At 71.3% G+C, this 22,475-nt stretch carries 26 protein-coding genes and 2 tRNA genes; 2 read left to right on the plus strand and 26 right to left on the minus strand.

Translation table 11 applies throughout. From position 1 onward, the window contains the following. Nucleotides 1–2: 2 nt before the first annotated feature. The 14 genes from J5Y09_RS17985 to J5Y09_RS18050 form a co-directional block, all read right to left on the minus strand. A tRNA-Arg gene (locus J5Y09_RS17985) sits at nucleotides 3–79 on the minus strand. A 20-nt stretch (nucleotides 80–99) separates the two neighbouring features. Further along, nucleotides 100–176 (minus strand) — tRNA-Arg (locus J5Y09_RS17990). A 71-nt stretch (nucleotides 177–247) separates the two neighbouring features. Next, the gene (leuB, locus tag J5Y09_RS17995) at nucleotides 248–1,363 is read right to left on the minus strand and encodes a 3-isopropylmalate dehydrogenase (RefSeq protein WP_209353210.1); all 1,116 of its coding nucleotides are present in this window, start codon (nucleotides 1,361–1,363) and stop codon (nucleotides 248–250) included. 69 nt (nucleotides 1,364–1,432) lie between these two features. Beyond that, nucleotides 1,433–2,044 carry a 3-isopropylmalate dehydratase small subunit gene (gene leuD, locus J5Y09_RS18000; protein WP_209353211.1) on the minus strand — a complete coding sequence of 204 codons (612 nt, stop codon included), beginning with the start codon at nucleotides 2,042–2,044 and terminating at the stop codon, nucleotides 1,433–1,435. Then, on the minus strand, nucleotides 2,044–3,474 hold the full coding sequence (gene leuC, locus J5Y09_RS18005) for a 3-isopropylmalate dehydratase large subunit (RefSeq protein WP_209353212.1): 1,431 nt from the start codon (nucleotides 3,472–3,474) through the stop codon (nucleotides 2,044–2,046). Before leuC ends, leuD begins: the two co-directional genes overlap by 1 nt. Before the next feature lie 60 nt (nucleotides 3,475–3,534). Further along, nucleotides 3,535–3,939, minus strand: coding sequence for a 50S ribosomal protein L19 (gene rplS, locus J5Y09_RS18010; RefSeq protein ID WP_209353213.1), 405 nt, complete (start codon nucleotides 3,937–3,939; stop codon nucleotides 3,535–3,537). A 26-nt stretch (nucleotides 3,940–3,965) separates the two neighbouring features. Then, complete coding sequence (trmD, locus tag J5Y09_RS18015; protein ID WP_209353214.1) at nucleotides 3,966–4,706, minus strand: tRNA (guanosine(37)-N1)-methyltransferase TrmD; 741 nt, start codon at nucleotides 4,704–4,706, stop codon at nucleotides 3,966–3,968. Further along, entirely contained in the window at nucleotides 4,703–5,221 is a 519-nt protein-coding gene (gene rimM, locus J5Y09_RS18020; protein WP_209353215.1) for a ribosome maturation factor RimM, read from the minus strand. Before rimM ends, trmD begins: the two co-directional genes overlap by 4 nt. Before the next feature lie 25 nt (nucleotides 5,222–5,246). Then, nucleotides 5,247–5,588, minus strand: coding sequence for a 30S ribosomal protein S16 (gene rpsP / locus J5Y09_RS18025; RefSeq protein WP_198374952.1), 342 nt, complete (start codon nucleotides 5,586–5,588; stop codon nucleotides 5,247–5,249). A 24-nt stretch (nucleotides 5,589–5,612) separates the two neighbouring features. After that, on the minus strand, nucleotides 5,613–6,998 hold the full coding sequence (gene ffh / locus J5Y09_RS18030) for a signal recognition particle protein (RefSeq protein WP_209353216.1): 1,386 nt from the start codon (nucleotides 6,996–6,998) through the stop codon (nucleotides 5,613–5,615). A 322-nt stretch (nucleotides 6,999–7,320) separates the two neighbouring features. After that, nucleotides 7,321–7,848, minus strand: coding sequence for a translation initiation factor IF-3 (gene infC, locus J5Y09_RS18035; protein ID WP_209353217.1), 528 nt, complete (start codon nucleotides 7,846–7,848; stop codon nucleotides 7,321–7,323). Nucleotides 7,849–7,917: 69 nt separating this feature from the next. Further along, complete coding sequence (thrS, locus tag J5Y09_RS18040; protein ID WP_209353218.1) at nucleotides 7,918–9,861, minus strand: threonine--tRNA ligase; 1,944 nt, start codon at nucleotides 9,859–9,861, stop codon at nucleotides 7,918–7,920. A 67-nt stretch (nucleotides 9,862–9,928) separates the two neighbouring features. Further along, entirely contained in the window at nucleotides 9,929–10,834 is a 906-nt protein-coding gene (locus J5Y09_RS18045) for a glycosyltransferase family 9 protein (protein WP_209353219.1), read from the minus strand. Continuing rightward, complete coding sequence (locus J5Y09_RS18050; protein ID WP_209353220.1) at nucleotides 10,834–11,967, minus strand: glycosyltransferase family 4 protein; 1,134 nt, start codon at nucleotides 11,965–11,967, stop codon at nucleotides 10,834–10,836. The genes J5Y09_RS18045 and J5Y09_RS18050 overlap by 1 nt, the downstream gene beginning before the upstream one ends. 73 nt (nucleotides 11,968–12,040) lie before the next feature. Here J5Y09_RS18050 and J5Y09_RS18055 point away from each other — a divergent pair, with 73 nt between their 5' ends. Next, nucleotides 12,041–12,367 (plus strand): multidrug DMT transporter permease, encoded by a 327-nt coding sequence (locus tag J5Y09_RS18055; RefSeq protein WP_209353221.1) that lies wholly within the window; start codon nucleotides 12,041–12,043, stop codon nucleotides 12,365–12,367. A 3-nt stretch (nucleotides 12,368–12,370) separates the two neighbouring features. Here the strand turns inward: J5Y09_RS18055 and J5Y09_RS18060 are convergent, their stop codons facing one another. From J5Y09_RS18060 to J5Y09_RS18070, 3 genes are read right to left on the minus strand one after another with little or no spacing between them, the layout of a single operon-like run. After that, nucleotides 12,371–13,168, minus strand: a complete 798-nt coding sequence (locus J5Y09_RS18060; protein WP_209353222.1) for an N-acyl homoserine lactonase family protein — start codon at nucleotides 13,166–13,168, stop codon at nucleotides 12,371–12,373. Then, nucleotides 13,165–14,067, minus strand: a complete 903-nt coding sequence (locus J5Y09_RS18065; RefSeq protein ID WP_209353223.1) for an NAD(P)-dependent oxidoreductase — start codon at nucleotides 14,065–14,067, stop codon at nucleotides 13,165–13,167. The genes J5Y09_RS18060 and J5Y09_RS18065 overlap by 4 nt, the downstream gene beginning before the upstream one ends. A gap of 5 nt (nucleotides 14,068–14,072) precedes the next feature. Further along, complete coding sequence (locus J5Y09_RS18070; RefSeq protein WP_198374960.1) at nucleotides 14,073–14,471, minus strand: carboxymuconolactone decarboxylase family protein; 399 nt, start codon at nucleotides 14,469–14,471, stop codon at nucleotides 14,073–14,075. 74 nt (nucleotides 14,472–14,545) lie between these two features. Between J5Y09_RS18070 and J5Y09_RS18075 the strand changes: the two genes are divergently transcribed. Further along, nucleotides 14,546–15,430, plus strand: coding sequence for an alpha/beta fold hydrolase (locus tag J5Y09_RS18075; protein WP_209353224.1), 885 nt, complete (start codon nucleotides 14,546–14,548; stop codon nucleotides 15,428–15,430). Here J5Y09_RS18075 and J5Y09_RS18080 read toward each other — a convergent pair. The 9 genes from J5Y09_RS18080 to J5Y09_RS18120 all read right to left on the minus strand — a co-directional run bounded on the left by J5Y09_RS18080 (nucleotide 15,420) and on the right by J5Y09_RS18120 (nucleotide 22,439). Continuing rightward, nucleotides 15,420–15,836 (minus strand): ATP-binding protein, encoded by a 417-nt coding sequence (locus J5Y09_RS18080; protein ID WP_209353225.1) that lies wholly within the window; start codon nucleotides 15,834–15,836, stop codon nucleotides 15,420–15,422. The genes J5Y09_RS18075 and J5Y09_RS18080 overlap by 11 nt on opposite strands. Continuing rightward, the gene (locus J5Y09_RS18085; protein WP_209353226.1) at nucleotides 15,833–16,174 is read right to left on the minus strand and encodes an STAS domain-containing protein; all 342 of its coding nucleotides are present in this window, start codon (nucleotides 16,172–16,174) and stop codon (nucleotides 15,833–15,835) included. The genes J5Y09_RS18080 and J5Y09_RS18085 overlap by 4 nt, the downstream gene beginning before the upstream one ends. Nucleotides 16,175–16,218: 44 nt before the next feature. Beyond that, nucleotides 16,219–17,358 carry a SpoIIE family protein phosphatase gene (locus tag J5Y09_RS18090; RefSeq protein ID WP_209353227.1) on the minus strand — a complete coding sequence of 380 codons (1,140 nt, stop codon included), beginning with the start codon at nucleotides 17,356–17,358 and terminating at the stop codon, nucleotides 16,219–16,221. After that, on the minus strand, nucleotides 17,355–17,876 hold the full coding sequence (locus J5Y09_RS18095; RefSeq protein WP_209353228.1) for a DinB family protein: 522 nt from the start codon (nucleotides 17,874–17,876) through the stop codon (nucleotides 17,355–17,357). Before J5Y09_RS18095 ends, J5Y09_RS18090 begins: the two co-directional genes overlap by 4 nt. 122 nt (nucleotides 17,877–17,998) lie before the next feature. Next, entirely contained in the window at nucleotides 17,999–18,985 is a 987-nt protein-coding gene (locus tag J5Y09_RS18100; protein ID WP_245217219.1) for a GNAT family N-acetyltransferase, read from the minus strand. Between the two features lie 66 nt (nucleotides 18,986–19,051). After that, the gene (locus J5Y09_RS18105; protein ID WP_209353230.1) at nucleotides 19,052–20,254 is read right to left on the minus strand and encodes a pyridoxal phosphate-dependent aminotransferase; all 1,203 of its coding nucleotides are present in this window, start codon (nucleotides 20,252–20,254) and stop codon (nucleotides 19,052–19,054) included. Nucleotides 20,255–20,372: 118 nt separating this feature from the next. Further along, nucleotides 20,373–20,810, minus strand: a complete 438-nt coding sequence (locus tag J5Y09_RS18110; protein WP_209353231.1) for a GNAT family N-acetyltransferase — start codon at nucleotides 20,808–20,810, stop codon at nucleotides 20,373–20,375. Further along, on the minus strand, nucleotides 20,807–22,009 hold the full coding sequence (locus J5Y09_RS18115) for a pyridoxal phosphate-dependent aminotransferase (RefSeq protein ID WP_209353232.1): 1,203 nt from the start codon (nucleotides 22,007–22,009) through the stop codon (nucleotides 20,807–20,809). The genes J5Y09_RS18110 and J5Y09_RS18115 overlap by 4 nt, the downstream gene beginning before the upstream one ends. A gap of 67 nt (nucleotides 22,010–22,076) precedes the next feature. Further along, the gene (locus tag J5Y09_RS18120) at nucleotides 22,077–22,439 is read right to left on the minus strand and encodes a hypothetical protein (protein ID WP_209353233.1); all 363 of its coding nucleotides are present in this window, start codon (nucleotides 22,437–22,439) and stop codon (nucleotides 22,077–22,079) included. Nucleotides 22,440–22,475: the final 36 nt, after the last annotated feature.

The following is a 22,475-nucleotide window of genomic DNA, read 5'->3' on the forward strand; positions in this document are numbered from 1 at the left end:
CGTGGCGCGCCCGGGAAGATTCGAACTCCCAACCCCCAGATCCGTAGTCTGGTGCTCTGTCCAGTTGAGCTACGGGCGCTGATGCTGCCCGGCGGCGAATGGCGCGCCCGAAAGGATTCGAACCTCTGACCCCCAGATTCGTAGTCTGGTGCTCTATCCAGCTGAGCTACGGGCGCGCAGTCGCCACGGCGGCGAGGCGGGGGAAATAGCGGAGAGGCGGCGGTGGCGCAACCCCTCCGCTGCGTTTTCAGGCCGCCATCTTGTCGAGTTCGCGCACCACGGCCTCGCCCATGACCGAGGTGCCGACGCGCGCCATGCCCTGCTGCATGATGTCCGCCGTGCGCAGGCCGCCCGCGAGCACCTTGGCGACCGCGGTCTCGAGCAGCGTCGCGTCCTCATCCAGCGCGAAGGACCAGCGCAGCAGCATCGCGAAGGACAGGATCTGCGCGAGCGGATTCGCGATGCCCTTGCCGGCGATGTCCGGCGCGGATCCGTGGATCGGCTCGTACAGCGCGTGGCGCTTGCCGGTGACCGGATCCACCGCGCCGAGCGTCGCCGAGGGCAGCATGCCGAGCGAGCCCGTCAGCGCCGCCGCCAGGTCCGACAGCACGTCGCCGAACAGGTTGTTGCCGAGGATGACGTCGAACTGCTTCGGCCGCGAGCAGAGCTGCATGGCGCAGTTGTCGGCGTACATGTTCTCGAGTTCCACATCGGCGTATTCGGCCTTGTGGATCTCGCCCACCACGGCGCGCCACAGGCGGCCGGACTGCATGACGTTCGCCTTCTCGACACTCGTCACCTTCCTGCGGCGCTTGCGCGCGAGGTCGAAGGCGACGCGCGCGACGCGGGCGATCTCGTCTTCATGGTACACGTCGGTGTCGAAGCCGCGGCGCTTGCCGTCGGGCAGGATCTCGACGCCGCGGGGTTCGCCGAAATAGACGCCGCCGGTCGACTCGCGGACCACCATGATGTCCACGCCGCGCACGATGTCGGCCTTGAGCGAGGAGGCATCGACCAGCGCGTCGAGCACGAGCGCGGGGCGAAGGTTCGCGAACAGGCCGAGGTCCTTGCGCAGGCGCAGGATGCCGAGCTCGGGGCGCTTGTCGAAGGGCAGGCTGTCCCAGCGCGGGCCGCCGACGGAACCGAACAGCACCGCGTCCGCCGCCATCGCCTTCTCGACCGTCGCATCCGGGCAGGGGCTGCCCTCGGCCTCGATCGCGGCGCCGCCGACCAGGCCTTCCTCCATGTCGAAGGAGATGGCGCGGCGACGGGACATCCAGTCGATGACGCGGCGGACCTCGCGCATCACCTCCGGGCCGATACCGTCGCCCGGGAGGATGAGAAGCTTCTTGTTGGCGGGCATAGTCTGGGGCGTCCTCTGGTACGATGGGCGACGCCCCGGGTGGGACCGCGGCCCGGGAATGGCGTCAGGTCAGGCGTAGAGCCAGGGTTGCGCGGCCTTCTGCCGCGCCTCGAAGCTGTCGATCGCCGGCGCGTGCTGCATGGTCTGGCCGATGTCGTCCAGGCCGTTCAGCATCAGGTGGCGGCGCAGCGGGTCGATCTTGAAGGGGATTTCCTCCCCGTTCGGGCGCACCACGACCTCGCGCTCGAGGTCGACGGTGATGCGCGCATTCGCGCCGAGCTTCGAATCCTCCATCAGCTGCGCGCAGACCTCCTTCGGAAGCCGCACCGGCAGGACGCCGTTCTTGAAGCAGTTGTTGTGGAAGATGTCGGCGAAGTCGGGCGCGATGACGCAGCGGATGCCGAAATCCAGCAGCGCCCAGGGCGCGTGTTCACGCGACGAACCGCAGCCGAAATTCTCGAAGGCGATCAGCACCTCGGCCTTCCGGTACGGCTCCTGGTTCAGCACGAAGTCCGGGTTCTCGCTGCCGTCTTCCTTGTAGCGGAAGTTGGCGAACAGGTTCTTCCCGAAGCCGAGCCGCGAGATCGACTTGAGGAAGCGCGCCGGGATGATCTGGTCGGTGTCGACATTCGCCTTCGGCAGCGGCGCGGCGATGCCGGTGAGCTTGGTGAAGGCCTGCATCACAGAGCTTCCTTCGGCTGGTAGTCCCGCACATCGGCGAGGTGCCCGGACACCGCGGCCGCGGCCGCCATGGCGGGGCTGAGAAGATGCGTGCGCCCGCCCGGACCCTGCCGCCCCTCGAAGTTGCGGTTCGAGGTCGAGGCGCTGCGCTGGCCGGGCGTGAGCTTGTCCGGGTTCATGCCGAGGCACATGGAGCAGCCGGCTTCCCGCCACTCGAAGCCCGCTTCCTTCAGGATGCGGTCGAGGCCCTCGGCCTCCGCCTGCTTCTTCACCAGGCCCGAGCCGGGCACGACCAGGGCGCGCACGCCGTCGGCCACGCGGCGGCCCTTGGCGATGGCGGCGGCGGCGCGGATGTCCTCGATGCGCGAATTGGTGCACGAACCGATGAACACGACATCGACCTTGAGGTCCTGCAGCCGCTGGCCGGGCGTCAGGCCCATGTACTCGACCATGCGCTGCATCTGCGCGCGCTTCGCCTCATCCGCCACGTCGGCCGGGTTCGGCACCACGCCGGTGATGGGCAGCACGGCTTCCGGGTTCGTGCCCCAGGTCACCTGCGGGGCGATGGCATGGGCGTCGAGGCGGATCTCGGTGTCGAAATGCGCCCCCGCATCGGACGGCAGCGTCTTCCACCATTCCATCGCACGCTTCAGCGCGTCGCCCTTCGGGCCGTTCGGCGTGCGGGCGATGTAGTCGAAGGTGGTCTGGTCGGGGGCGACCATGCCGGCGCGCGCCCCGCCCTCGATCGTCATGTTGCAGACTGTCATGCGCCCGGCCATGTCGAGCGCGCGGATCGCGTCGCCGGCGTATTCGATGACGTGCCCCGTGCCGCCCGCCGTGCCGATCTTGCCGATGATGGCCAGCACGATGTCCTTGCCCGAGCAGCCGAAGGCGAGGTTGCCGTCGACGCTGACGCGCATGTTCTTGGCCGGCTTCTGCAGCAGCGTCTGCGTGGCGAGCACGTGCTCGACCTCGCTCGTGCCGATGCCGAAGGCGAGCGCGCCCATCGCGCCATGGGTCGAGGTGTGGCTGTCGCCGCAGACGATCGTCATGCCGGGCAGCGAGCGGCCGAGCTCGGGCCCGATCACGTGCACGATGCCCTGCCGGTCGTCGAGCAGCGGGATGTAGGGCACGCCGAACTCGACGACGTTCTTCTCGAGCGTCTCGACCTGCAGGCGGCTCTCGGGGTCCACGATGCCGGTGCGGCGGCTGTCGTCGGTGGCGATGTTGTGGTCCACCACCGCGAGCGTCGCATCCGGCCGGCGCACGCGGCGCCCCGCGGCGCGCAGGCCGTCGAAGGCCTGCGGCGTGGTCACCTCATGCGTCAGGTGGAGGTCGATGTAGAGCAGCGCCGTGCCGTCGGGGAGCGTCTCCACCACATGGGCGTCCCAGATCTTGTCGAACAAGGTGCGCGGCTTCTGCGCTGACATCGTTTTCCCCCGGGGCAGTGCGCGAGGGGCGCCGCGTCGATCGCGGCACCCCTGGTTGGTTCAGGCTTCGGTCGTGGCGGCGGCCTTGGCGGCGCCGTCCGACTTCATGCCCAGCTTCTCGGCGATGCGCGCCGACTTGCCGGTGCGGCCACGCAGGTAATACAGCTTCGCGCGGCGCACCTTGCCGCGGCGGACCACCTGGATGTCGGCCACGTTCGGGGAGTACAGCGGGAAGACGCGCTCCACGCCCTCGCCGTAGCTCAGCTTGCGGACGGTGAAGTTGCTGTTCACGCCCTTGTTCGAGCGCGCGATCACCACGCCCTCATAGGCCTGGGTGCGGGTGCGCTCGCCTTCCACGACCTTCACCATCACGCGCACGGTGTCGCCGGGCGCGAAGTCCGGCACGGCGCGGGCGGCGGCGAGGCGGGCCATCTGCTCGGCCTCGAACTGCTGCAGCAGGTTCATGACAGGTTCCTTTCGTTGGCAGTCGTTTAGGCGGCGGCGGGGCGGCCGTCCATGCCCCCCGCGCCCGCCGGTTTCGCTTCATGCCGCGCCCAGAGATCGGGGCGGCGCTCCTTCGTGATCCGCTCGCTCTCCGCCCGGCGCCAGCGCGCGATCTCCGCGTGGTGGCCGGACAGCAGCACGTCCGGAATGGTCCGCCCCTGCCATTCGGCCGGGCGGGTGTAGTGCGGGTATTCCAGCAGGCCGTCGGCGCCGTGGCTTTCCTCCGCCGCGCTGTCGGCCGCGCCCATCACGCCGGGCAGCAGCCGCACGCAGGCGTCGAGCAGCACGAGTGCGGCCGTCTCCCCCCCGCTCAGCACATAGTCGCCGACCGAGACCTCGATCATGCCGCGCGCGTCGATGACGCGCTGGTCCACGCCCTCGTAGCGGCCGCAGAGCAGCACCACGCCGGGGCCCGCCGCCAGGCCGCGGACCATCGCCTGGTCGAGCAGCCGGCCGCGCGGCGTCAGGTAGATCAGCGGCCTCGCGTCGCCCGCGGGCATCACGCCCGCGATCGCCGCGTCCAGCACGTCCGGGCGCATCACCATCCCCGCCCCGCCGCCGGCCGGCGTGTCGTCCACCGTACGGTGGCGGTCGGTGGCGAAGCCGCGGATGTCGGTCGCCTCGACCCGCCAGGTGCCGTCCCGCAGCGCGCGGCCGGCGAGCGACAGGCCGAGCGGCCCGGGGAACATGTCCGGGAACAGCGTGAGGATGGAGGCGTGCCAGTTCATGCCGCGTCCTCCCCCTTCTGCGGCGCGACGATGACCTCGTCGGGCAGCGCCACCGTCACGCGGCCGCCGGCGATGTCGACCACCGGCACCGCCGCGCGGGTGAAGGGCAGCAGGTGTTCCCGCCCCTCCCCCTCGATGACGAGGAAGGCGCCCGCGCCGTGGTCCTCCACCGCGCGCACCTGGCCGAGGCGATCCCCGCCTTCCGTCACGGCGGCGAGGCCGATCAGGTCGGTCAGGTAGAACTCCTCCTCCGCCGGGGGCGGCAGGCGGTCGCGCTCGACATACAGGCGCGTGCCCGTCAGGCGCTGCGCCGCGTCGCGATCCGCGACACCCTCGATGGCGGCGATGTCGCCGCCCTTGAGGGTGAGGACGAAGCGACGCGTCCCGCTCTCATCCGTCAGGGGCGAGTAGCGCGCGATGGCGGACGGGTCCTCGGTGAAGGCGCGCAGGCGCACGAGGCCGCGCACGCCATGCGGCCTGCCGATCTCGCCCACCATCACGCGCTTGCCCGCCACGTCACGTCACCCCGCGCGGCGTGCCTCAGCCGGCCGCGGCGGCGGCGGCCGCGGCGCGCTCCTGCGCCTTCTTCTTCGGCGCGGACTGCTTCGGCTGCTCGCGGAACACCGGCATCGGCGCGAGGCCGGCCTTGCCCAGGAACTTCGCCACGCGATCGGTCGCGACCGCGCCCTGGCTGATCCAGTGCGTGATGCGCTCGTTCTTCAGGCGCACGCGCTCGGCATGCTCGGCCGGCAGCATCGGGTTGTAGGAGCCCACCGCCTCGATGAAGCGGCCGTCGCGGGGCGAACGGCTGTCGGCCACCACGATGTGGTAGTAGGGGCGCTTCTTCGCACCGGCGCGGGCAAGGCGGATCTTGAGGCCCATGAGGCTTCCTTTCGTCTGTCGTCTCTAGAAGGGTCGCTTGTTTCCGGCCCCGGGGAGCAACGCGGCGAGCCCGCCGCGCATCAGCCCCTTCTGGCCGAGCTTGTTCATCCGCTTCATCATCGCGGACATGTCGTCGAACTGCTTGAGCAGCTTGTTCACGTCCTGCACCGTGGTGCCGGAGCCGGCGGCGATGCGCTTCTTGCGCGACGCCTTCAGGATCTCGGGCGTGCGGCGTTCCCGCGGCGTCATGGAGGAGATGATCGCCGCCTGGCGGCCGAGGATCGCCGTGTCCAGGTTCGCGTCGTTGAGCTGCTGCTTGATCTTGCCCACGCCGGGCAGCATGCCGAGGATGCCCTGCAGGCTGCCCATCTTGCCGATCTGCTTGAGCTGGGCGGCGTAGTCCTCGAGCGTGAACTGGCCCTTCTGCATCCGGGCCGCGAGCTTCTCGGCTTCCGCCTGGTCGATCGTCGCCGCGGCCTTCTCGACGAGCGAGACGATGTCGCCCATGCCGAGGATGCGCGAGGCGATGCGGTCGGGGTGGAAATCCTCCAGCGCGTCGAGCTTCTCCCCCGCGCCGAGCAGCTTGATCGGCGCGCCGGTGACCGCGCGCATGGACAGCGCCGCGCCGCCGCGCGCATCGCCGTCGATGCGCGTCATGACGATGCCGGTCACGCCGACCTTGTCCTGGAAGGCCTTCGCGGTGTTCACCGCGTCCTGGCCCGTCATGGCGTCGACGACGAGCAGCGTCTCGTGCGGGTTGGTGGCGAGCTTGACCTGCGCCACCTCCTCCATCAGCGCCTCGTCGATCGCGAGGCGCCCGGCGGTGTCGAGCACCACCACGTCGTAAAGCTCGCGCCGCGCCACATCCATCGCGCGCATGGCGATCTGCATGGGCGACTGGCCGGCGACGATGGGCAGCGACGTCACTTCCGCCTGCTGCGCCAGCGTCTGCAGCTGCAGCTGCGCGGCGGGGCGATGCACGTCGAGCGAGGCGAGCAGGACCTTCTTGCGGTCCTTCGTGCGCAGCCGCAGCGCGATCTTGCCCGAGGTGGTCGTCTTGCCCGAGCCCTGCAGGCCGACCATCAGGATCGGCACCGGCGAAGGCGCGTTCAGGTCGATGCCGCGCTTGCCGTCATCGCCTTCCCCGCCGCCGAGCGCTTCGACCAGCGCGTCGTTGACGATCTTGATGACCTGCTGGGCGGGGGAGACGGAGCGGATGACCTCCTGCCCCACGGCGCGCTCGCGGACCTTGTTGACCAGGTCGCGGACGACGGGCAGCGCGACATCGGCTTCCAGCAGCGCGACGCGGACTTCGCGCAGCGCTTCCGTCACGTCGGCTTCCGACAGCGCGCCGCGGCGGCGCAGCCGGTCGAAGACCCCGTTGAGCTTGCTGGAAAGTGCCTCGAACATCGGGCGGTCCGTTCAGTCCTTCATCGCGCATTGGCGCACCCCAAAACGCATTTGCGCCGCTGCGCGAGCCTTCGCGGAGCGGCGGAGCCCAGCCCATCAGGGGCCGGACCGGGCGGTTCGGGGTGAACCGGAGGATGCGGGGATTAGCCCCCGCCAGCCACAAGGTCAAGAAAGCAGAGGACGGGACGACCTGCGGCCCGAGGCTCGGCCTCGGGCCGGGAGCGCGAAGCGCGACCGCGCCCAGACCGTCAGCGGCGCCGGGCCGACCAGCCAAGGGCGCGCAAGCCAAGCCCGCGGAGGCGGGCACCGGCGACTGAGGACCCTATTTGGGCGCCAGCACCATGATCATCTGCCGGTTCTCCAACCTCGGAAACTGCTCGACCTTCGTCGTCTCCGACAGCTCCGTCCGGATCCGGTCCAGCACCTTCACGCCCAGGTCCTGGTGCGCCATCTCGCGGCCACGGAACCGCAGCGTCACCTTCACCTTGTCGCCTTCGGAAATGAAGGTCTTCATCTGGCGCATCTTCACGTCGTAGTCATGGTCGTCGATGTTCGGACGGACCTTGATTTCCTTCAGCTCGACGATCTTCTGCTTCTTCCGAGCCTCGTTCGCCTTCTTCTGCTGCTCGTACTTGTACTTACCGTAGTCGAGAATCTTGCAGACAGGCGGCACCGCGTTCGGCGAGATCTCGACCAGGTCGAGCCCGACATCATAGGCGCGGATCAGCGCTTCCCGGGCGGTCATCACGCCCTGCATCTCGCCGTGCTGGTCGATCAGGCGGACCTGGGGGACGCGGATCTCGTCATTGATGCGCGGGCCGTCGCGGGTCGGGGCCTGGGCGGCGGGCATTGGGGGTCGGGCTATGGTCGTCTCCTGTCGAAGTTCAAAACAAGTGCAATGCGCTTTATGGATCGGCGCTCAAGCCGCCGCAACAGGCAGGTCGGGGGGCATGGCCTCCGCGACCAGCCGGGCGATGGCAGCCTCGAGGGGAACCGTCTCCTGTTCCCGCCCGGGCAGGCGGCGCAGCACCAGGCTGCGCTCCTCCGCCTCCCGCCGCCCGACCACGGCGAGGATGGGCACGCGCTGGTCGATATGGTCGACGATCTTGCGGTTGATCTTCTCGTTGCGCAGGTCGAGCACGGCATGCACGCCGGCCTTGTTGAGCGCCGCCGCGGCCTCGCGCGCGAAATCCGCCGCCTCGTCCACGATGGTCGCGACCACCACGGGCACGGGGGCGAGCCAGAGCGGGAAGCGCCCCGCATGCTGCTCGATCAGGATGCCGAGGAAGCGCTCGAAGCTGCCCAGGATCGCCCGGTGCAGCATCACCGGCCGCTTGCGCGTCCCGTCCTCGGCCACATAGAGCGCGTCGAGCCGTTCCGGCAGGACGAAGTCCACCTGCAGCGTGCCGCACTGCCAGTCCCGCCCGATCGCGTCGCGCAGGACGAATTCCAGCTTCGGGCCGTAGAAGGCGCCCTCCCCCGGGTTCAGAACGTAGTCCACGCCGGCGATGCGGCAGGCTTCCTTCAGCGCGCCTTCCGCCTGGTCCCATACCTCGTCCGACCCGGCGCGCTTGGCCGGGCGGTCGGAGAACTTCACCCGGAACTCGGCGAAGCCGAAGTCGCGGTAGATCGAGGACAGCAATTCGACGAAGCGCACCGTCTCCGACGCGATCTGCTCCTCGGCGCAGAAGATGTGCGCGTCGTCCTGCGTGAAGGCGCGCACGCGCATGATGCCGTGCAGCGCGCCGGACGGCTCGTAGCGATGGCAGCAGCCGAACTCGGCCATGCGCAGCGGCAATTCGCGATAGGACCGCAGCCCCTGGTTGAAGATCTGCACGTGGCAGGGGCAGTTCATCGGCTTCAGCGCGAGGATGCGGTCCTTCTCCCCCTCATCCTCCACCGTCGCGATGAACATGTTCTCGCGGAACTTCTCCCAGTGGCCGGAGGCTTCCCACAGCTTGCGGTCCACCAGCTGCGGCGTCTTCACCTCCTGGTAGTCGGCCGCGTCCAGCCGCCGGCGCATGTAGGATTCGACGGTGCGGTACAGCCGCCAGCCCTTGGGGTGCCAGAAGACCGAGCCGACCGCTTCCTCCTGGAGATGGAACAGCCCCATCTCCTTGCCGATCTTGCGGTGGTCGCGCTTCTCCGCCTCCTCGATCTGGGTGAGGTAGGCGTCGAGCTCCTTCTGGTCGCGCCAGGCCGTGCCGTAGATGCGGCTCAGCATCGCGTTGCGGTGGTCGCCGCGCCAATAGGCGCCGGCCACCTTCATCAGCTTGAAGGCGGTGCCCACCGCGCCCGTGCCGGGCATGTGCGGGCCGCGGCACAAATCGATCCAGTCGCCCTGGCGATAGAGCGTGATGGTCTCCCCGCGCGGCAGGTCGCGGATCAGCTCGACCTTGTATTTCTCGCCCTTGGCCTCGAACAGCTCCATCGCCTCGTGGCGCGTCGTCACGATGCGCTCGAAGGCGGCGTTGCGCGCGACGATCTCGCGCATCTTCGCCTCGATCGCGGCGAAGTCCTCGGGCGTGAAGGGCTCGTTGCGGGCGAAGTCGTAGTAGAAGCCGTTCTCGATCGACGGGCCGATCGTCACCTGCGTGCCCGGGTACAGCGCCTGCACCGCCTCGGCGAGCACATGGGCGCAGTCGTGGCGGATCAGGTCGAGCGCCTCGGGGTCCTTGCGGGTGATGAAGCGCAGCGTCGCGTCGGACTCGATGGTCCGGGCGAGGTCCTGGATCGCCCCGTCCACCTGCATGGCGAGCGCGGCCTTGGCGAGGCCCGGCCCGATCGCGGCCGCAACCTCCGTGCCCGTCACGGGCCCGTCGAAGGACCGGACGGAACCGTCGGGGAGCGTGATCGCGGGCATCGGGCAGGCGTCTCCACAGGCTTCGGGAAAAGGCGGGCGCGGACCATGGGGAGCGCGCCCGGCGCGGTCAAGTCAGGCGGTCGATCTCGGCCCTGACCCGGTCCACCGCCAGGTCCGCCAGCGGCGCCTCGCGCAGGAAGAAGGCCGCCCGGCCGCGCGGGGCGCACAGGGCCGGGTCGCTGTCCTCCCCGAACAGGGCAAGCGTCGGGCAGCCGCAGGCGGCGGCCAGGTGCGTCGGCCCGGTGTCGTTGCCCACGCAGAATTCCGCCCGCCGGGCGAGTGCGGCGATGTCGGCGAAGCCGGTCCGGCCGGTCAGGTCCACCGCCCCCGGCGCGCCGGCGAGGATGGCCGCGGCGAGCGGCGCCTCCCCCGGCCCGCCGATGACCGCTGCCGGCAGGTCGAGCCCCGCCGCCAGCGCGGCGAAGCGTTCCGCCGGCCAGCGCTTGGCCGGCCGGCCGGGGGAAGCGCCGGGCACCAGCAGCGCGAAGCGGCCCGGCAGGGCGAAGCGCGCGATGTCGGCATCGAGCCAGGACAGGTCGGGCGGCGGGAAATCCCGGATGCCGGCCATCTCCAGCTGCTCCCGCTGGCGATCGACCGTGTGCATGGCATCCCGCGCCGGATTGGCGTGCGGATGGGAACAGCCCCGCGCGATCCCCGACCATTCCACCCCGCGGCCGACGAACCAGCGGTAGCGTGAGGACCGGGAGGAGGTCTGCAGGTCATAGACCCGGTCGAAGCGCGCCGCCCGCAGCCGGCGGGCAAGCCGCACAACGGCGGGGATGTCGGTCCAGTCCGGCCGCCCATCCTCCCACACCTCGTCGAACCAGGGCGCCATCCGGGCGAGCGGGGCGTAGGCGCGCGTCGTCAGCAGCGTGATGCGCGCGCCGGGATGATGCGCGCGGATCGCGGCGAAGGGCCCGAAGGCCTGGGCGAAGTCGCCGAGCGCCGCGAGCTTGATGACCAGCACGCGCATCAGAGCAGTTCCCGGTACACGCCGAGCGTGGCCGCCTGCATCCGCGCCGTGGTGCAATGGGCCAGCACCCAGGCGCGCGCCGCCGCCCCGATGCCCGCGCGCGCTTCGGCCGGCAGCGCCAGGGCGCGCCCGATCGCCGCCGCCAGCGCATCCGGGTCGCCGGGCCGGACGCGCCAGCCTGTCACGCCCTCCTCCACCGTCTCCCGCGGGCCGCCCAGGTCGCTCGCGACGACGCAGCGCGCCATGGCCTGGGCCTCGATCACCGTGCGGCCGAAGGCTTCCGGGTCGGTCGAGGCATGCACCACCACATCGGCCAGCAGCAGCGCCGCCGGCATGTCCGCGGCATGGCCCACCAGCCGCACCCGGTCCTGGAGCCCCAGTGCGGCGATGCGCGCGGCGAGCTCGTCGCGGAAGGCGGGCTTGGCGCCGGCATCCCCGACCATCAGGGCGAAGGCTTCGCCCGGCAGGCGGGCCATGGCCTCGACCAGCACCCCCTGCCCTTTCCAGCGCGTCACGCGGGCGGGCAGCATCACGACCGGCCGGCCTTCCGGCACGCCCCAGGCGGCGCGCAACGCGGCGATCCGCGTGGGGTCCACGCGGGCGGGGTCGAAGGCGCGCTCGTCCACGCCGCGCAGGATGACGCGCACGCGGTCCTCCGCCACGCCATGCCGGGCGCGCAGGTGTTCGGCGATGAAGCGGCTGATGGCGATGACGCGGTCGCCGCGCGCCATCACCGAGTTGTACAGCCGCTTGCCGGGCAGGCCCTCGTTGTAGGTGCCGTGATAGGTGGTGACGAAGCGCGCCCCGGTCCGCCGCGCGGCGAGCAGCGCCGACCAGGCCGGTGCGCGGGACCGGGCGTGCAGGATGCCGATGCCCTCCGCCCGGACCAGCCCGGCCAGCGCGGCGGCATTGCGCCATATGCCGAGCGGCGACTTGGTGGCGAGCGGCAGCGTCACGTGCCGGGCGCCGAGCGCCTCCAGCGGTGCCACCAGCGGCCCGCCGGCCGAGGCGACGAAGGCGCGGAAGCCCGCGCCCACCAGCGCCTCGGCGATTTCCAGCGTGCCGCGTTCCACCCCGCCCGAGACGAGCGAGGGCAGGATCTGGAGCACGGCGGGCGGCGGGGCGGCGGGCAAGGGCGCTTCACGGTCGGGTCAGGGGGCGCGGCGGGTCTTGCGCGCAAGCCGGCCGGCACGCAAGTAGCGGCCCATGTCCACCTACCTGATCGCGATGATCCTGCTGTCCGCCGGCAGCTTCATCCGCACGCGCTCCGAGGCGCCGGAGATGCGTCCCGCCTCGGCCGCCGCGGACATGGTCTGGGGCTGGATGGCGCGTGCCTCCTTCATGATGTGGCTCGCGCTGATCGCCTGGGGGGTCTGGTACCTGCACTGGTCGCAGCCGCTGGCGGCGGTGCTGGCCTCCCTCGGCGTGAACGCGCTGATCGCCACGCGCGGGCCGATGCGGACCTGGCCCGGCCTGTCGATGATGTTCTGCGGCGCCGGGCTCGCGTCCGGCGCCGTCACCTTCCTGCAGTAGCGGTCAGCCGACCGGCGGGAGGTGGAGCGCCACCACCTCCCCATCCTGCCCCGGCACGGCCGGGAAGCGGTCGCGCACCGCCGGGTCGTGGCCGGGGATGACGCGGCTGTCCTCACCCCCCGCGAGCTTCTTCGCCGTCCGCCACCCGGCCGCCATCGCACCCAGGTCGAAGATGATCGGGAAGGGATTGCCGCTCAGCGCATTGGCGTAGAAGTGCATGGCGTCGGAGGCCAGCACCACCGGCCCGCGCGCCGTCTCGACGCGCACCACCTGCAGCCCGTCCGAATGGCCGCCGACGCGGTGCACCGTGACACCCGGCGCGACTTCCGCATCGCCCTCGTGGAACTCGACGCGGTCGGCATACAGGGCGCGGACCATGGCGACGACGTGCTCGGCCTCGAAGGGCATGCGGATGGCGTGGACGCACATGTGCCGGCCGACGGCGAAGTGCATCTCCCGCTCCTGCAGGTGGAAGCGGGCATTGGGGAAGATGCCGAGGCTGCCGGCATGGTCGTAGTGCAGGTGGGTGATGATCACGTCCCGCACCGAGGCGGGGTCCGTGCCCATGGACGTCAGGCAGTCGGCGACGGAGCGCGAGAGCTTCCGCCCGCGCTTGGCGGCGAGCTCGTGGTCGAAGCCGGTGTCGACCACGATCTCCCGCCCGCCGGGGCCGCGCAGCAGCCAGACGTAGTAGTCGAGCGGCATCGCCTCATGCGGGTCGGGCAGCGGCAGCAGGTGGTTGGTCTGCGCCGTGCGATCGTGGCGGCCGTAGCGAATGGCGTAGGCTTCCCAGGTGCTCATTCGCGGTTGCCCCCCAGCACCGTGCCGCTCATCTGCTCCGACAGCTTCGCGACCGCGGTGTGGTCCGCGCCCGGCCCGAGCATCGCCGCGGCCGAGGCCCACATCTCCCGGCACAGGGCCGCGAAGGGCGTCGGCGTCGTCGTCTCGCGGCCCACTTCCAGCGCGATGGACAGGTCCTTGACCATCAGGTCGAGGCCGAAGCCCGCGTCGAAGCGGCGCGACAGCACGTATTCCTTGAATTTTTTCTGCGTCGAGTTGTTCATCCCGGTGCTGGCGTTGAGAACATCCACCATCTTCGCCGGGTCGAGGCCGAAGCGCTGGCCGATCAGCAGCGCCTCGATGCCGATCAGGTAGCCGCCGGCGCTGACGAGGTTGTTCAGCGCCTTCATCGCCTGCCCCGCGCCGATCGGCCCGCAGCGATGGATCGAGGTGCCCATGGCCTTCAGCACGGGCTCGGCGCGGTCGATCTCCGCCTCCTCCCCGCCCGCCATCAGCGCGAGCTGGCCCGTCCTGGCACGCGGCACGCCGCCCGAGACGGGGCAGTCGATCATCGCCACGCCATGGCCGGCGAGCATGCACGCGATCTCCCGCGTCCGGCCGGGCTGGCCGGACGTCATGTCGACCACGAGCGTGCCCTTCGCGAGCGAGGGCAGCATCGCCTCCACCGCCTCGGCCACCTGCTTGCTGGTCGGCACGATGACGACGACGCAGTCTGCGCCGGCCGCGGCCTCGGCCGGCGTGGCGGCGGCCTTCGCGCCGGTCTCGGCGGCGAAGGAATCGGCGCGGCCGGGCACGGCGTCGCAGACCGTGACCTCGAAGCCGGCCTTCACCAGGTTGGCCGCCATCGGCCAGCCCATGTTGCCGATGCCGGCGAAGGCGATGCGCTTGATGGCGGCCATGTCGGTCACTTCTTCCCCGGCAGCGCGCCTTCGGCGATCAGCACCTCATGCGCCGCCTTGAAGGCGTCGAGGCCGGCGGGGATGCCGCAATAGGCGGTCGCGTGCAGCAGCGTCGCCTTGATCTCGTCCACCGTGATGCCGTTGTTGAGCGCGCCCTTCACATGCAGCTTCACCTCCGGGATCTTGCCCAGCGCGGTCAGCATGGCGAGGTTGAGCAGCGAGCGCGTCTTGCGGTCCAGCGTCGGGTCGCCCCAGGCCCAGCCCCAGGCCCAGGCGGTCGTCGCGCGCTGGAAGGACATCATGAACTCGTCGGCCTTGGCCATGGACGAATCCACGTATTCCGGGCCCAGCACCGCGCGCCGGATCGGCAGGCCCTTGTCGAACAGCGCCTGATCGTCGGACATAGAACGTCACTCCCTCGGGATGATTGCGTGCGCAGGCTTGCGCGGTCCCGCCGGGCGGTCAACGGGAGGCCAGGATGTTCTTCGGCGGTTTCACGCTCCAGTTCCAGGAAGCCAACGGCAGGCGCTTCCGACTCCGCCGCGGCGGCGAAGGCCCGCCGCTGCTGCTGCTGCACGGCAACCCGCAGACGCACGCCATGTGGCACCGCGTCGCCCCGGTGCTGGCGCAGCGCTACGACGTGGTCTGCCCCGACCTCACCGGCTACGGCCTGTCGGACAAGCCGGCCGTGAGCGAGGACCACGCGCCCTACGCCAAGCGCGCCATGGCGGCGGACATGATCGCGCTGATGCGCGCGCTCGGGCACGAACGCTTCCAGGTGGTCTCGCACGATCGCGGCGCGCGCGTCGCGCATCGCATGGCGCTCGACCATCCGGCGGCGGTGGAACGCCTCGTCACCATGGACATCATCCCGACGCTCGAGCATTTCGAGCGCGCCGACATGGCCTTCGGCATGGGCTACTGGCACTGGTTCTTCCTGGCGCAGCGGCACCCCGGGCCGGAGGCGATGATCCGCGCCGACATCGTGCCCTGGTTCGACTTCCACACCTCGCGCGAACCGAAGCCCGCCGATTTCTTCGCGCCGGAGGCGCGCGCCGACTACCTCGCGGCGCTGCACGCGCCCGGCACGATCGAGGCGATCTGCGAGGATTACCGCGCCGCGGCGACGATCGACCTCGACCACGACCGCGCCTCGCGCGAGGAAGGCCGCAAGGTCGCCTGCCCGATGCTGGCGCTGTGGGGCGCGAAGGGCAGCCTGCCGAAATGGTACGACCCGGCCTCGATTTGGCGCGGCTACGCCGCCGGGCCGCTCGCGACCGGCGCCGTCGGGTCGGGCCACTATCTGGCCGAGGAAGCGCCGGAGGAAGTGCTGGCGCGGCTCGAGGGCTTCCTCAGCCGGTAGCCTCCTCCTCCCCGCGCAGGAGGATGTCGAGCCGGTTCACGCCGCGCGCGTCGCGCGCATAGGCGACCTGGGCGGCCGTGCCGTGCAGCAGCGGCAGGCCGAGCCCGCCGATGCGCGGTTCCGCCCCCGGCGGCGGCGCCGCGCGCGCCGCGGTCGGGTCGAAGGGCGGGCCGGCATCCTCGAAGACCAGGCGCGCGCGGCCATCCTCGACCGCGACGGTCAGCCGCACCTCCGGCGCGCCGCCATGGCGCAGGGCGTTCAGCGCGATCTCCTCGATCAGCAACCCCGCCCGCGCCTGGCCACGCGGGCCCGCCCCCGCATCGGCCAGCGCCGCCACGGCGTCCGCCTGCACGCGCGCCAGCGCCGCCGCGTCGCCGCGGATGACGAAGGCGCGCGGCGCGCTCATGCGCCGATGGCGGCCAGGGCCGCCGCCTCATCGGCCGCGATCGGCAGGATCGCGTCCAGGGCGACGGTGTCGAACACCTCCTGCACCTGGGGCTGGGCGCCGAACACGGCGAGCCGCAGCCCGCGCCGCCCGGCCGCGCGGGCCGAGGCGGTGATGAGCCGGATGCCGAGCGAGCCGACGAAGGCGACCTCGGTCAGGTCGAACAGCAGGTGGCGCTGTTCCCGCGCCAGGGCGGCGGCGAGCGCTTCCTCGATCCGTTCCGCCCCGGCCGCGTCGAGCCGCCCGCGGAAGGCGATGCGGGCCGCGCGTGGCCCCGCGGCGGCGATGCTGAACTCCATGCGGTCCTCCGGTGCGGTCCCCCGCGCGCCATCTGCCCCGCGGATCAGGCGAAGTCGAGGCAGAGGATCGCGATGTCGTCCTCCGGCGGGCCGGGGCGGGCGCCGGCGCGCGCGGCGCGCAGCAGCCGCTCGGCCTCCGGCAGGCCGGGTTCGGCCTGCGCCGCGATGGCGGGGATGAAGTCCTGGATGCCGCGCTGGGCGCCGTCCGCGCCGCGCGTCTCGAAGGCGCCGTCGCTGAACAGCACGAGCCGCGAACCGGCCGGCAGCGCGGCCTCGGCCGTGCGGAAGGCGAAGTCGGGCGCCAGCCCCACCCCCGGGTTGCGCACGGCGAGCGGCGCCGGCGCCGCCCCCGGCGCGAGCAGGAAGGCCGGATGCTGGCCGGCGCAGGCGAAGGCGAGCCGCCGTTCCGCCACATCCGCCACGCCGTACCAGATGGTGAAGAACAGCCCGCCCTGCCGTTCCGCCTGGAAGCGCGCGTTCAACTGCGACAGCAGCGCGCCGGGGCTGGCGAAGTCCATCCCCGGCTGGCTGTGCTCGCGCAGCAGGTTCATCACCGAGGCAGCGAGAAGCGCCGAGCCGGCGCCGTGGCCCGAGACGTCGAGCAGCCAGACCGCGAAGCGCCGCGCATCCAGCCAGCCATAGCCGAAGCCGTCGCCGCCCACCTCGGCCGAGGGCACGAAGCGCCAGTCCGCGCGCACCGGGCCCTGCGCGACGGGTGCGGGCAGCAGCGCCGCGATGTAGCGGCGCGCGCGCTCCATCTCCCGCCGCGCCTCTTCCTCCCGCGCGAGGTCCGAGGCGCGGCCGGTGCGGTAGACCAGCACGAAGGGCCCGAGGCCGATCCGCGCGCCATGGGCGAGCCGCGCCGGCCCTTCCGCGCGGATGCCGTCCACCAGCGTGCCGTTGGTCGAGCCGAGATCCGTCGCCACCGCCACGCCGCCATCGAGCGCGACGACGCAATGGGTGCGCGACACGTCGCCCGAGGGCAGCGACAGCCCGTTCTGCGGCGAGCGCCCGATCGACAGCGGCGCCGCGCCGAGCACGATGCGCCGCCCGGCCACGCCTTCCGCCGCCTCCAGGTCGAGCACGTGCAGCACCGGGTCCGCCACGGTCACGGCGGGCGCGGGGCGGCGGAGCAGCGTGCGCTCCTCCTCCGGCCCGTGGCGCTCCGTGGCGTCGCCTGTCACGGCACCAGGCCCAGCGCGGCGAGGTCCAGCACCCAGGGCAGGTCCGTGTCGCCGGTCGCGGCCCCCGCGCGCGTGACCAGCGCATGGGCCTGGCCGCGATGATGCGTCTGGTGGTTGAAGAAATGCGTCGCGGCGATCCAGCGCGGCATGCCGACCTCGCGCTGCACGATGGCGGAGAACCAGCGCATCTCGGCGGCGAGGTCGGCCGCCGTCAGCCGGCTCGCCCAGGCGATGATGCGCGCATCCGCGATGACGCGGCGGCCGCGCAGCTCGTTCCATTCCTCGACCAGGCGCGGGCTGTCCTTCATGCCGACGCCCGGCGGCGTCCAGCCGTCGAAGCGGCTCATCCAGAGCGTGTCGCCCCAGAGCAGGTGGCTGAGCGTGCCGTGGATCGAGCCCCAGAAGGCGCCGCCATCGGCGCGGCGGACGGAATCCTCGAGCGTGGTCGCGGCCGCGTAGAGGCGCTGGTTCATCTCGGCATTGTAGACCGCCATCATGCGGCACCAATCGGGCGTCATGCGCAACGTGTCTTTCCCAGCGCGCCGTCGGCGGAACCCGGCGATGCGGCATTTGTTTTGCCGATAGCCTTAGCGCATCCCGCACGAATTTCCATCGCGCGCGCGCGCGCCTCGTCCAGGACCTAGACGGGCTTCCAGAAGAAGACGGTCGCCGCGGCGTGTCCGGCGGCGTCGATCTCGAAGCCGGGGATGCGGCCGAGTTCGGACCAGCCCTCGGCGACATACAGCGCCGCGGCCGCGCTGCCCGCGCGCGTGTCGAGCGCGAGGATCCGCCGCCCATGCGCCCGCGCGGCCTGTTCCGCCCGCCGCATCAGGGCACGGCCGATCCCCGCGCGCCGCAGGGCCGGATCGACCAGCAGCTTCTGCACCGCGGCGACATGCGGCTGGTTTTCCGCCGTCGCGAGGTCGAGCGTCACCGTCCCCGCGAGCCGCCCGTCATGCCAGGCCGCGAGCAGCACGCGGGTGCCCGCGGCCACCGCAGTCGCGGCCTGCTTCCAGAAGGCGCGGGCGCGTTCGGGCGCGAGCGGCGGGAGGTATTCGAGCGAGGCCCCTTCCGCCACGCAGGCGACGAGAAGGTCCGACAGCACGCGTTCCGCGCTCGCCGCCGCGGCGGCGTCCAGCGCTTCCACCACCAGCCCGCGCAGCGGCTTGGCGTAGCGGAATTCCAGCGAGTGGGAGAGATCGTCGAGGATGCGGATCGATCCGTGCCGGACATAGCCGCGCTTCTCGTAGAAGCGATGCGCGCGGGTGAAGCGCGTATCGGTCCAGAGCACCAGGCGCTCGGCGCCGGCCGCGCGCGCATGGGCCTCCGCCGTGTCGAGCAGCGCGGCGGCGAGCCCCGCGCCGCGCGTCGCGGCATCGACATACATGCGGCAGATCTCCCAGGCCGCGTCCTCCCGCATCGGGCGCGTGCCGACCATGCCGACGACGCGCCCCTGCTCCTCCGCGACCCAGAGCGCCCCGCCCTGGTCGCGGAAATAGGTCGCCAGCGCGCGCAGTTCCGGCACCTCCCCATCCAGGTCGAGGACGCAGCCGGGATATTCCGCCCAGCAGGCGCCGATCAGCGCGATGAAGCCCTCGGCGTCGGAATCGCGGCCCTCGCGGAGCATGGGCCTAGTCATCCGAGCCGGGCCCGCGACGCCCGGCGCGACGACGGCCGCGCCAGCCGGATGGGATCATGACAGTTCCCGGCAGAACTCCTGGATGCGCGTGCACGCCTCCCGCAGGCTGTCGGTGTCCGTCGCGTAGGAGATGCGCAGGTAGGGCGACATGCCATAGGCCGCGCCCTGCACGGCGGCGACGTACTTCTCCTCGAGCAGCGCGAGGGCGAAGTCGGTGTCGGTCTCGATCCGGCGCCCGCCCTTCGTCGTCTTGCCCAGGCAGCCGGCGATGTTGGGGAAGACGTAGAAGGCGCCCTCGGGCTTGTGGCAGGCGATGCCGGGCGCCTGGTTCAGCATGTCCACCACCATGTCGCGGCGGCGGCGGTATTCCTCGGCGCGCTCGCGCACCAGGTCCTGCGGCCCGTCGAGCGCCGCGGCCGCGGCCGCCTGGCCGATGGTGGACACGCCCGACGTCGCCTGGCCCTGCATGTTGACCATCGCCTTGATCAGCGCCTTGGGCCCGCCGCAGAAGCCGATGCGCCAGCCGGTCATGGCGTAGGTCTTGGACGCGCCGTTGACCGTCAGCGTGCGGTCCTTCAGCGCGGGCTCCACCTCGGCGATCGTGCAGAACTCGAAGCCGTCGTAGACGAGGTGCTCGTACATGTCGTCGGTCATGACCCAGACATGCGGGTGGCGCTTCAGCACGTCGGCCAGCGCCTGCATCTCCTCCCGCGAGCAGGCCGCGCCCGTCGGGTTGTTCGGGAAGTTCAGCATCACCCACTTGGTCTTGGGCGTGATGGCCGCTTCCAGGTCCTCGGGGCGCAGCTTGAAGCCGTTGTTCTGCGGGCAGCTGACGAGAACGGGCTTGCCGCCGGCGACCTTCGCCATGTCGGCGTAGGAGATCCAGTAGGGCGCGGGGACCACCACCTCGTCGCCCGGGTCGAGCGTGGCCATGAAGGCGTTGAAGATGCACTGCTTGCCGCCATTGGCGACCATGATCTCGTCCAGCGCGTAGTCGATGTTGTTGTCGCGCTTGAACTTGCGCTGGATCGCTTCCTTCAGCGCCTTCGTGCCGTCCTGCGGCGGGTACTTGGTGTCGCCCGACAGCGCCGCCTTGTGCGCGGCCTCGATGGCATGCGCAGGCGTGGCGAAGTCGGGTTCCCCGGCGGCGAGGCTGATGACCTTGATGCCCTTCGCCGCGAGTTCGCGCCCCTTCATCGTCATCACGACGGAGGCGGAGATCGAGACTTCCGAAACGCGGGCGGACAAAGCGGGCATGGGTGGCACCTTCGGTTGGGTCGCGCGCGGGGCGCGCTGCGACCCTACGCAAAACCGACGGGCGGGCAAGGCGGGTCAGGCATGCGCCGGACGGGGCGCTGGCCCGCCGCCGGCACGGTCAGCGCCCAGGCCGCTCGTACAACCAGTCGAAATCCTGCTCCCCGCTCCGCACGAAGCCCTGCCGTTCCCAGAAGCGGTGCACCGGGGCGCCCTTCAGCACCTCGATCCGCACGGGCAGGCCGGCATGGGGCGCCAGCGCGGCGGCGAGCACCGCTGTCCCCAGCCCCCGCCCCTGCGCGGCGGGGTCCAGGTAGAAGGAATGGACCTCGACATGGTCGGGGTGCGGGGTGCAGCCGATGCAGCCGGCAAGCGTCCCCTCGACCTCGATCGCCGAGAGCGTCGCCGGGTCGAAGACCGCGCGCATCCGGGCGGCGCGGCGGGCTGGGTCGAAGCGCCCGACGCGGTCGAGGTCCGCGCGCAGGACGCGGATCGACAGGTCGAGGAGCGGCGCGAAATCCGCCTCCCCGACCGGGCGCAGCCGGAACGCGGCCGTCACGTCATCGCGGCGCAGAACTTCTGGATGCGCGTGCAGGCCTCGCGCAGCGCCTCGTCGGACGTCGCGTAGGAGATGCGGAAATGCCCCGGGCTGAGGAAGGCCGCGCCATGCACGGTCGCGACCCCCGCTTCCTCGAGCAGCGCGATGGTGAAGTCCTCGTCCGTCTCGATCTTCTTGCCCGCGGCGGTGGTCTTGCCGATGCAGCCGCGCATGTCGGGGAAGACGTAGAAGGCGCCTTCGGGCTTGTGGCAGCGCAGGCCGGGCGCCTGGTTCAGCATCTCCACCACCATGTTGCGGCGGCGTTCGTAGACCTTGCGCATCTCCTCGATGCTCTCCTGGGGCCCCGTGAGCGCCTCGATGGCCGCGGCCTGGGAGATGGAGGAGGTGTTGGAGGTGGACTGCCCCTGCAGCTTGTCCATCGCCTTGATCAGGTGCACGGGCGCGCCGGCGAAGCCGATGCGCCAGCCGGTCATGGCATAGGCCTTGGAACAGCCGTTCATGGTCACGGTGCGGTCGCGCAGCCGCGGCTCGACCTCAAGGATCGTGGCCGGCTTGAAGCCGTCGTAGGACAGCTTCTCGTAGATGTCGTCGGTGAACACCCAGACATCCGGGTGGCGCATCAGCACGTCGGTGATCTGCTTGAGCTCGGCCGCGTTGTACGCCGCGCCGGTCGGGTTGCAGGGGTTGTTCAGGATCAGCCACTTGGTCTTGGGCGTGATGGCGGCTTCCAACTGCTCGCCCGTCATCTTGAAGCCGGAATTCTGGCCGCACTGCACGATCACGGGCGTGCCTTCGGCCAGCTGGACGATGTCCGGGTAGGACACCCAGCAGGGGGCGGGGATGATCGCCTCGTCGCCCGGATTGATCGTGGCGACCAGCGCGTCGAAGATCACCTGCTTGCCGCCGGTGGCGACGATGATCTCCTCCGGCTTGTAGTCGAGGCCGCTGTCGCGCTTGAACTTGTCGCAGATCGCCTGGCGCAGCGCGACGGTGCCGGAGACGTCGGTGTACTTCGTCTCCCCGCGCTCGATCGCGGCGATGGCCGCGTCCTTCACGTTGCGCGGCGTGTCGAAGTCCGGCTCGCCGGAGGACAGGCCGATCACGTCCTTGCCGGCGGCCTTGAGCGCGCGCGCCTTCGCCGTCATGGCGATGGTCAGCGAGGGCGAGATGCGGTTGAGGCGGTCGGCGATCAGGTTCATGGCAGGCCCGGTCCGGTGTGTCGGAAGGCCGCGAACCTAATCCCCCCTCCCCCCGCCAGCAACCCGGCTACCAGAGCCTGAGCGGCCGCAGCCCCTGGTAGGTGAAGCCTTCCTCCGCCAGGCAGGCGGCGCGGACGGCCCGGCGGCGGCCGGTGTTCATGTCCACCCAATCGTAGCGCGGCGGGTTGTAGCGGCCGGGGTGATAGACGCATTCCGTCTGGCCGTGCCGCGTCCGGCACTCCCGGCGGGAGGCTTCCCAATAGCCGGCCGACACCTGCGTCCAGACCAGGGCGGGCGGGATTTCCCGCGCGGCGATCCCGGTGCAGCGGGCCTGGGCGGCTTCCGACTCCGCCTCGGTCGCGCCGGGCCGTTCCCAGCGCTCGGCGCAGGCGGGCAGCAGGAAAAGAAGGAGGAGGAGAACCTTCCGCATCCAGGCATACTGCCGCATCCGCGCGGCGAAAGGGTG

It is taken from the genome of Roseomonas nitratireducens (assembly GCF_017813355.1).
Classification (GTDB): Bacteria; Pseudomonadota; Alphaproteobacteria; order Acetobacterales; family Acetobacteraceae; genus Neoroseomonas; species Neoroseomonas nitratireducens.

Bases quoted from the DNA above. Each gene is read 5' to 3' on its own strand.
- leuB (WP_209353210.1), bottom strand. From the start codon at position 1,363: ATGCCCGCCAACAAGAAGCTTCTCATCCTCCCGGGCGACGGTATCGGC.
- leuD (WP_209353211.1), bottom strand. From the start codon at position 2,044: ATGCAGGCCTTCACCAAGCTCACCGGCATCGCCGCGCCGCTGCCGAAG.
- leuC (WP_209353212.1), bottom strand. From the start codon at position 3,474: ATGTCAGCGCAGAAGCCGCGCACCTTGTTCGACAAGATCTGGGACGCC.
- rplS (WP_209353213.1), bottom strand. From the start codon at position 3,939: ATGAACCTGCTGCAGCAGTTCGAGGCCGAGCAGATGGCCCGCCTCGCC.
- trmD (WP_209353214.1), bottom strand. From the start codon at position 4,706: ATGAACTGGCACGCCTCCATCCTCACGCTGTTCCCGGACATGTTCCCC.
- rpsP (WP_198374952.1), bottom strand. From the start codon at position 5,588: ATGGGCCTCAAGATCCGCCTTGCCCGCGCCGGTGCGAAGAAGCGCCCC.
- ffh (WP_209353216.1), bottom strand. From the start codon at position 6,998: ATGTTCGAGGCACTTTCCAGCAAGCTCAACGGGGTCTTCGACCGGCTG.
- infC (WP_209353217.1), bottom strand. From the start codon at position 7,848: ATGCCCGCCGCCCAGGCCCCGACCCGCGACGGCCCGCGCATCAATGAC.
- thrS (WP_209353218.1), bottom strand. From the start codon at position 9,861: ATGCCCGCGATCACGCTCCCCGACGGTTCCGTCCGGTCCTTCGACGGG.
- J5Y09_RS18045 (WP_209353219.1), bottom strand. From the start codon at position 10,834: ATGCGCGTGCTGGTCATCAAGCTCGCGGCGCTCGGCGACTTCGCCCAG.
- J5Y09_RS18055 (WP_209353221.1), top strand. From the start codon at position 12,041: ATGTCCACCTACCTGATCGCGATGATCCTGCTGTCCGCCGGCAGCTTC.
- J5Y09_RS18060 (WP_209353222.1), bottom strand. From the start codon at position 13,168: ATGAGCACCTGGGAAGCCTACGCCATTCGCTACGGCCGCCACGATCGC.
- J5Y09_RS18065 (WP_209353223.1), bottom strand. From the start codon at position 14,067: ATGGCCGCCATCAAGCGCATCGCCTTCGCCGGCATCGGCAACATGGGC.
- J5Y09_RS18070 (WP_198374960.1), bottom strand. From the start codon at position 14,471: ATGTCCGACGATCAGGCGCTGTTCGACAAGGGCCTGCCGATCCGGCGC.
- J5Y09_RS18075 (WP_209353224.1), top strand. From the start codon at position 14,546: ATGTTCTTCGGCGGTTTCACGCTCCAGTTCCAGGAAGCCAACGGCAGG.
- J5Y09_RS18080 (WP_209353225.1), bottom strand. From the start codon at position 15,836: ATGAGCGCGCCGCGCGCCTTCGTCATCCGCGGCGACGCGGCGGCGCTG.
- J5Y09_RS18085 (WP_209353226.1), bottom strand. From the start codon at position 16,174: ATGGAGTTCAGCATCGCCGCCGCGGGGCCACGCGCGGCCCGCATCGCC.
- J5Y09_RS18095 (WP_209353228.1), bottom strand. From the start codon at position 17,876: ATGACGCCCGATTGGTGCCGCATGATGGCGGTCTACAATGCCGAGATG.
- J5Y09_RS18100 (WP_245217219.1), bottom strand. From the start codon at position 18,985: ATGCTCCGCGAGGGCCGCGATTCCGACGCCGAGGGCTTCATCGCGCTG.
- J5Y09_RS18105 (WP_209353230.1), bottom strand. From the start codon at position 20,254: ATGCCCGCTTTGTCCGCCCGCGTTTCGGAAGTCTCGATCTCCGCCTCC.
- J5Y09_RS18115 (WP_209353232.1), bottom strand. From the start codon at position 22,009: ATGAACCTGATCGCCGACCGCCTCAACCGCATCTCGCCCTCGCTGACC.
- J5Y09_RS18120 (WP_209353233.1), bottom strand. From the start codon at position 22,439: ATGCGGAAGGTTCTCCTCCTCCTTCTTTTCCTGCTGCCCGCCTGCGCC.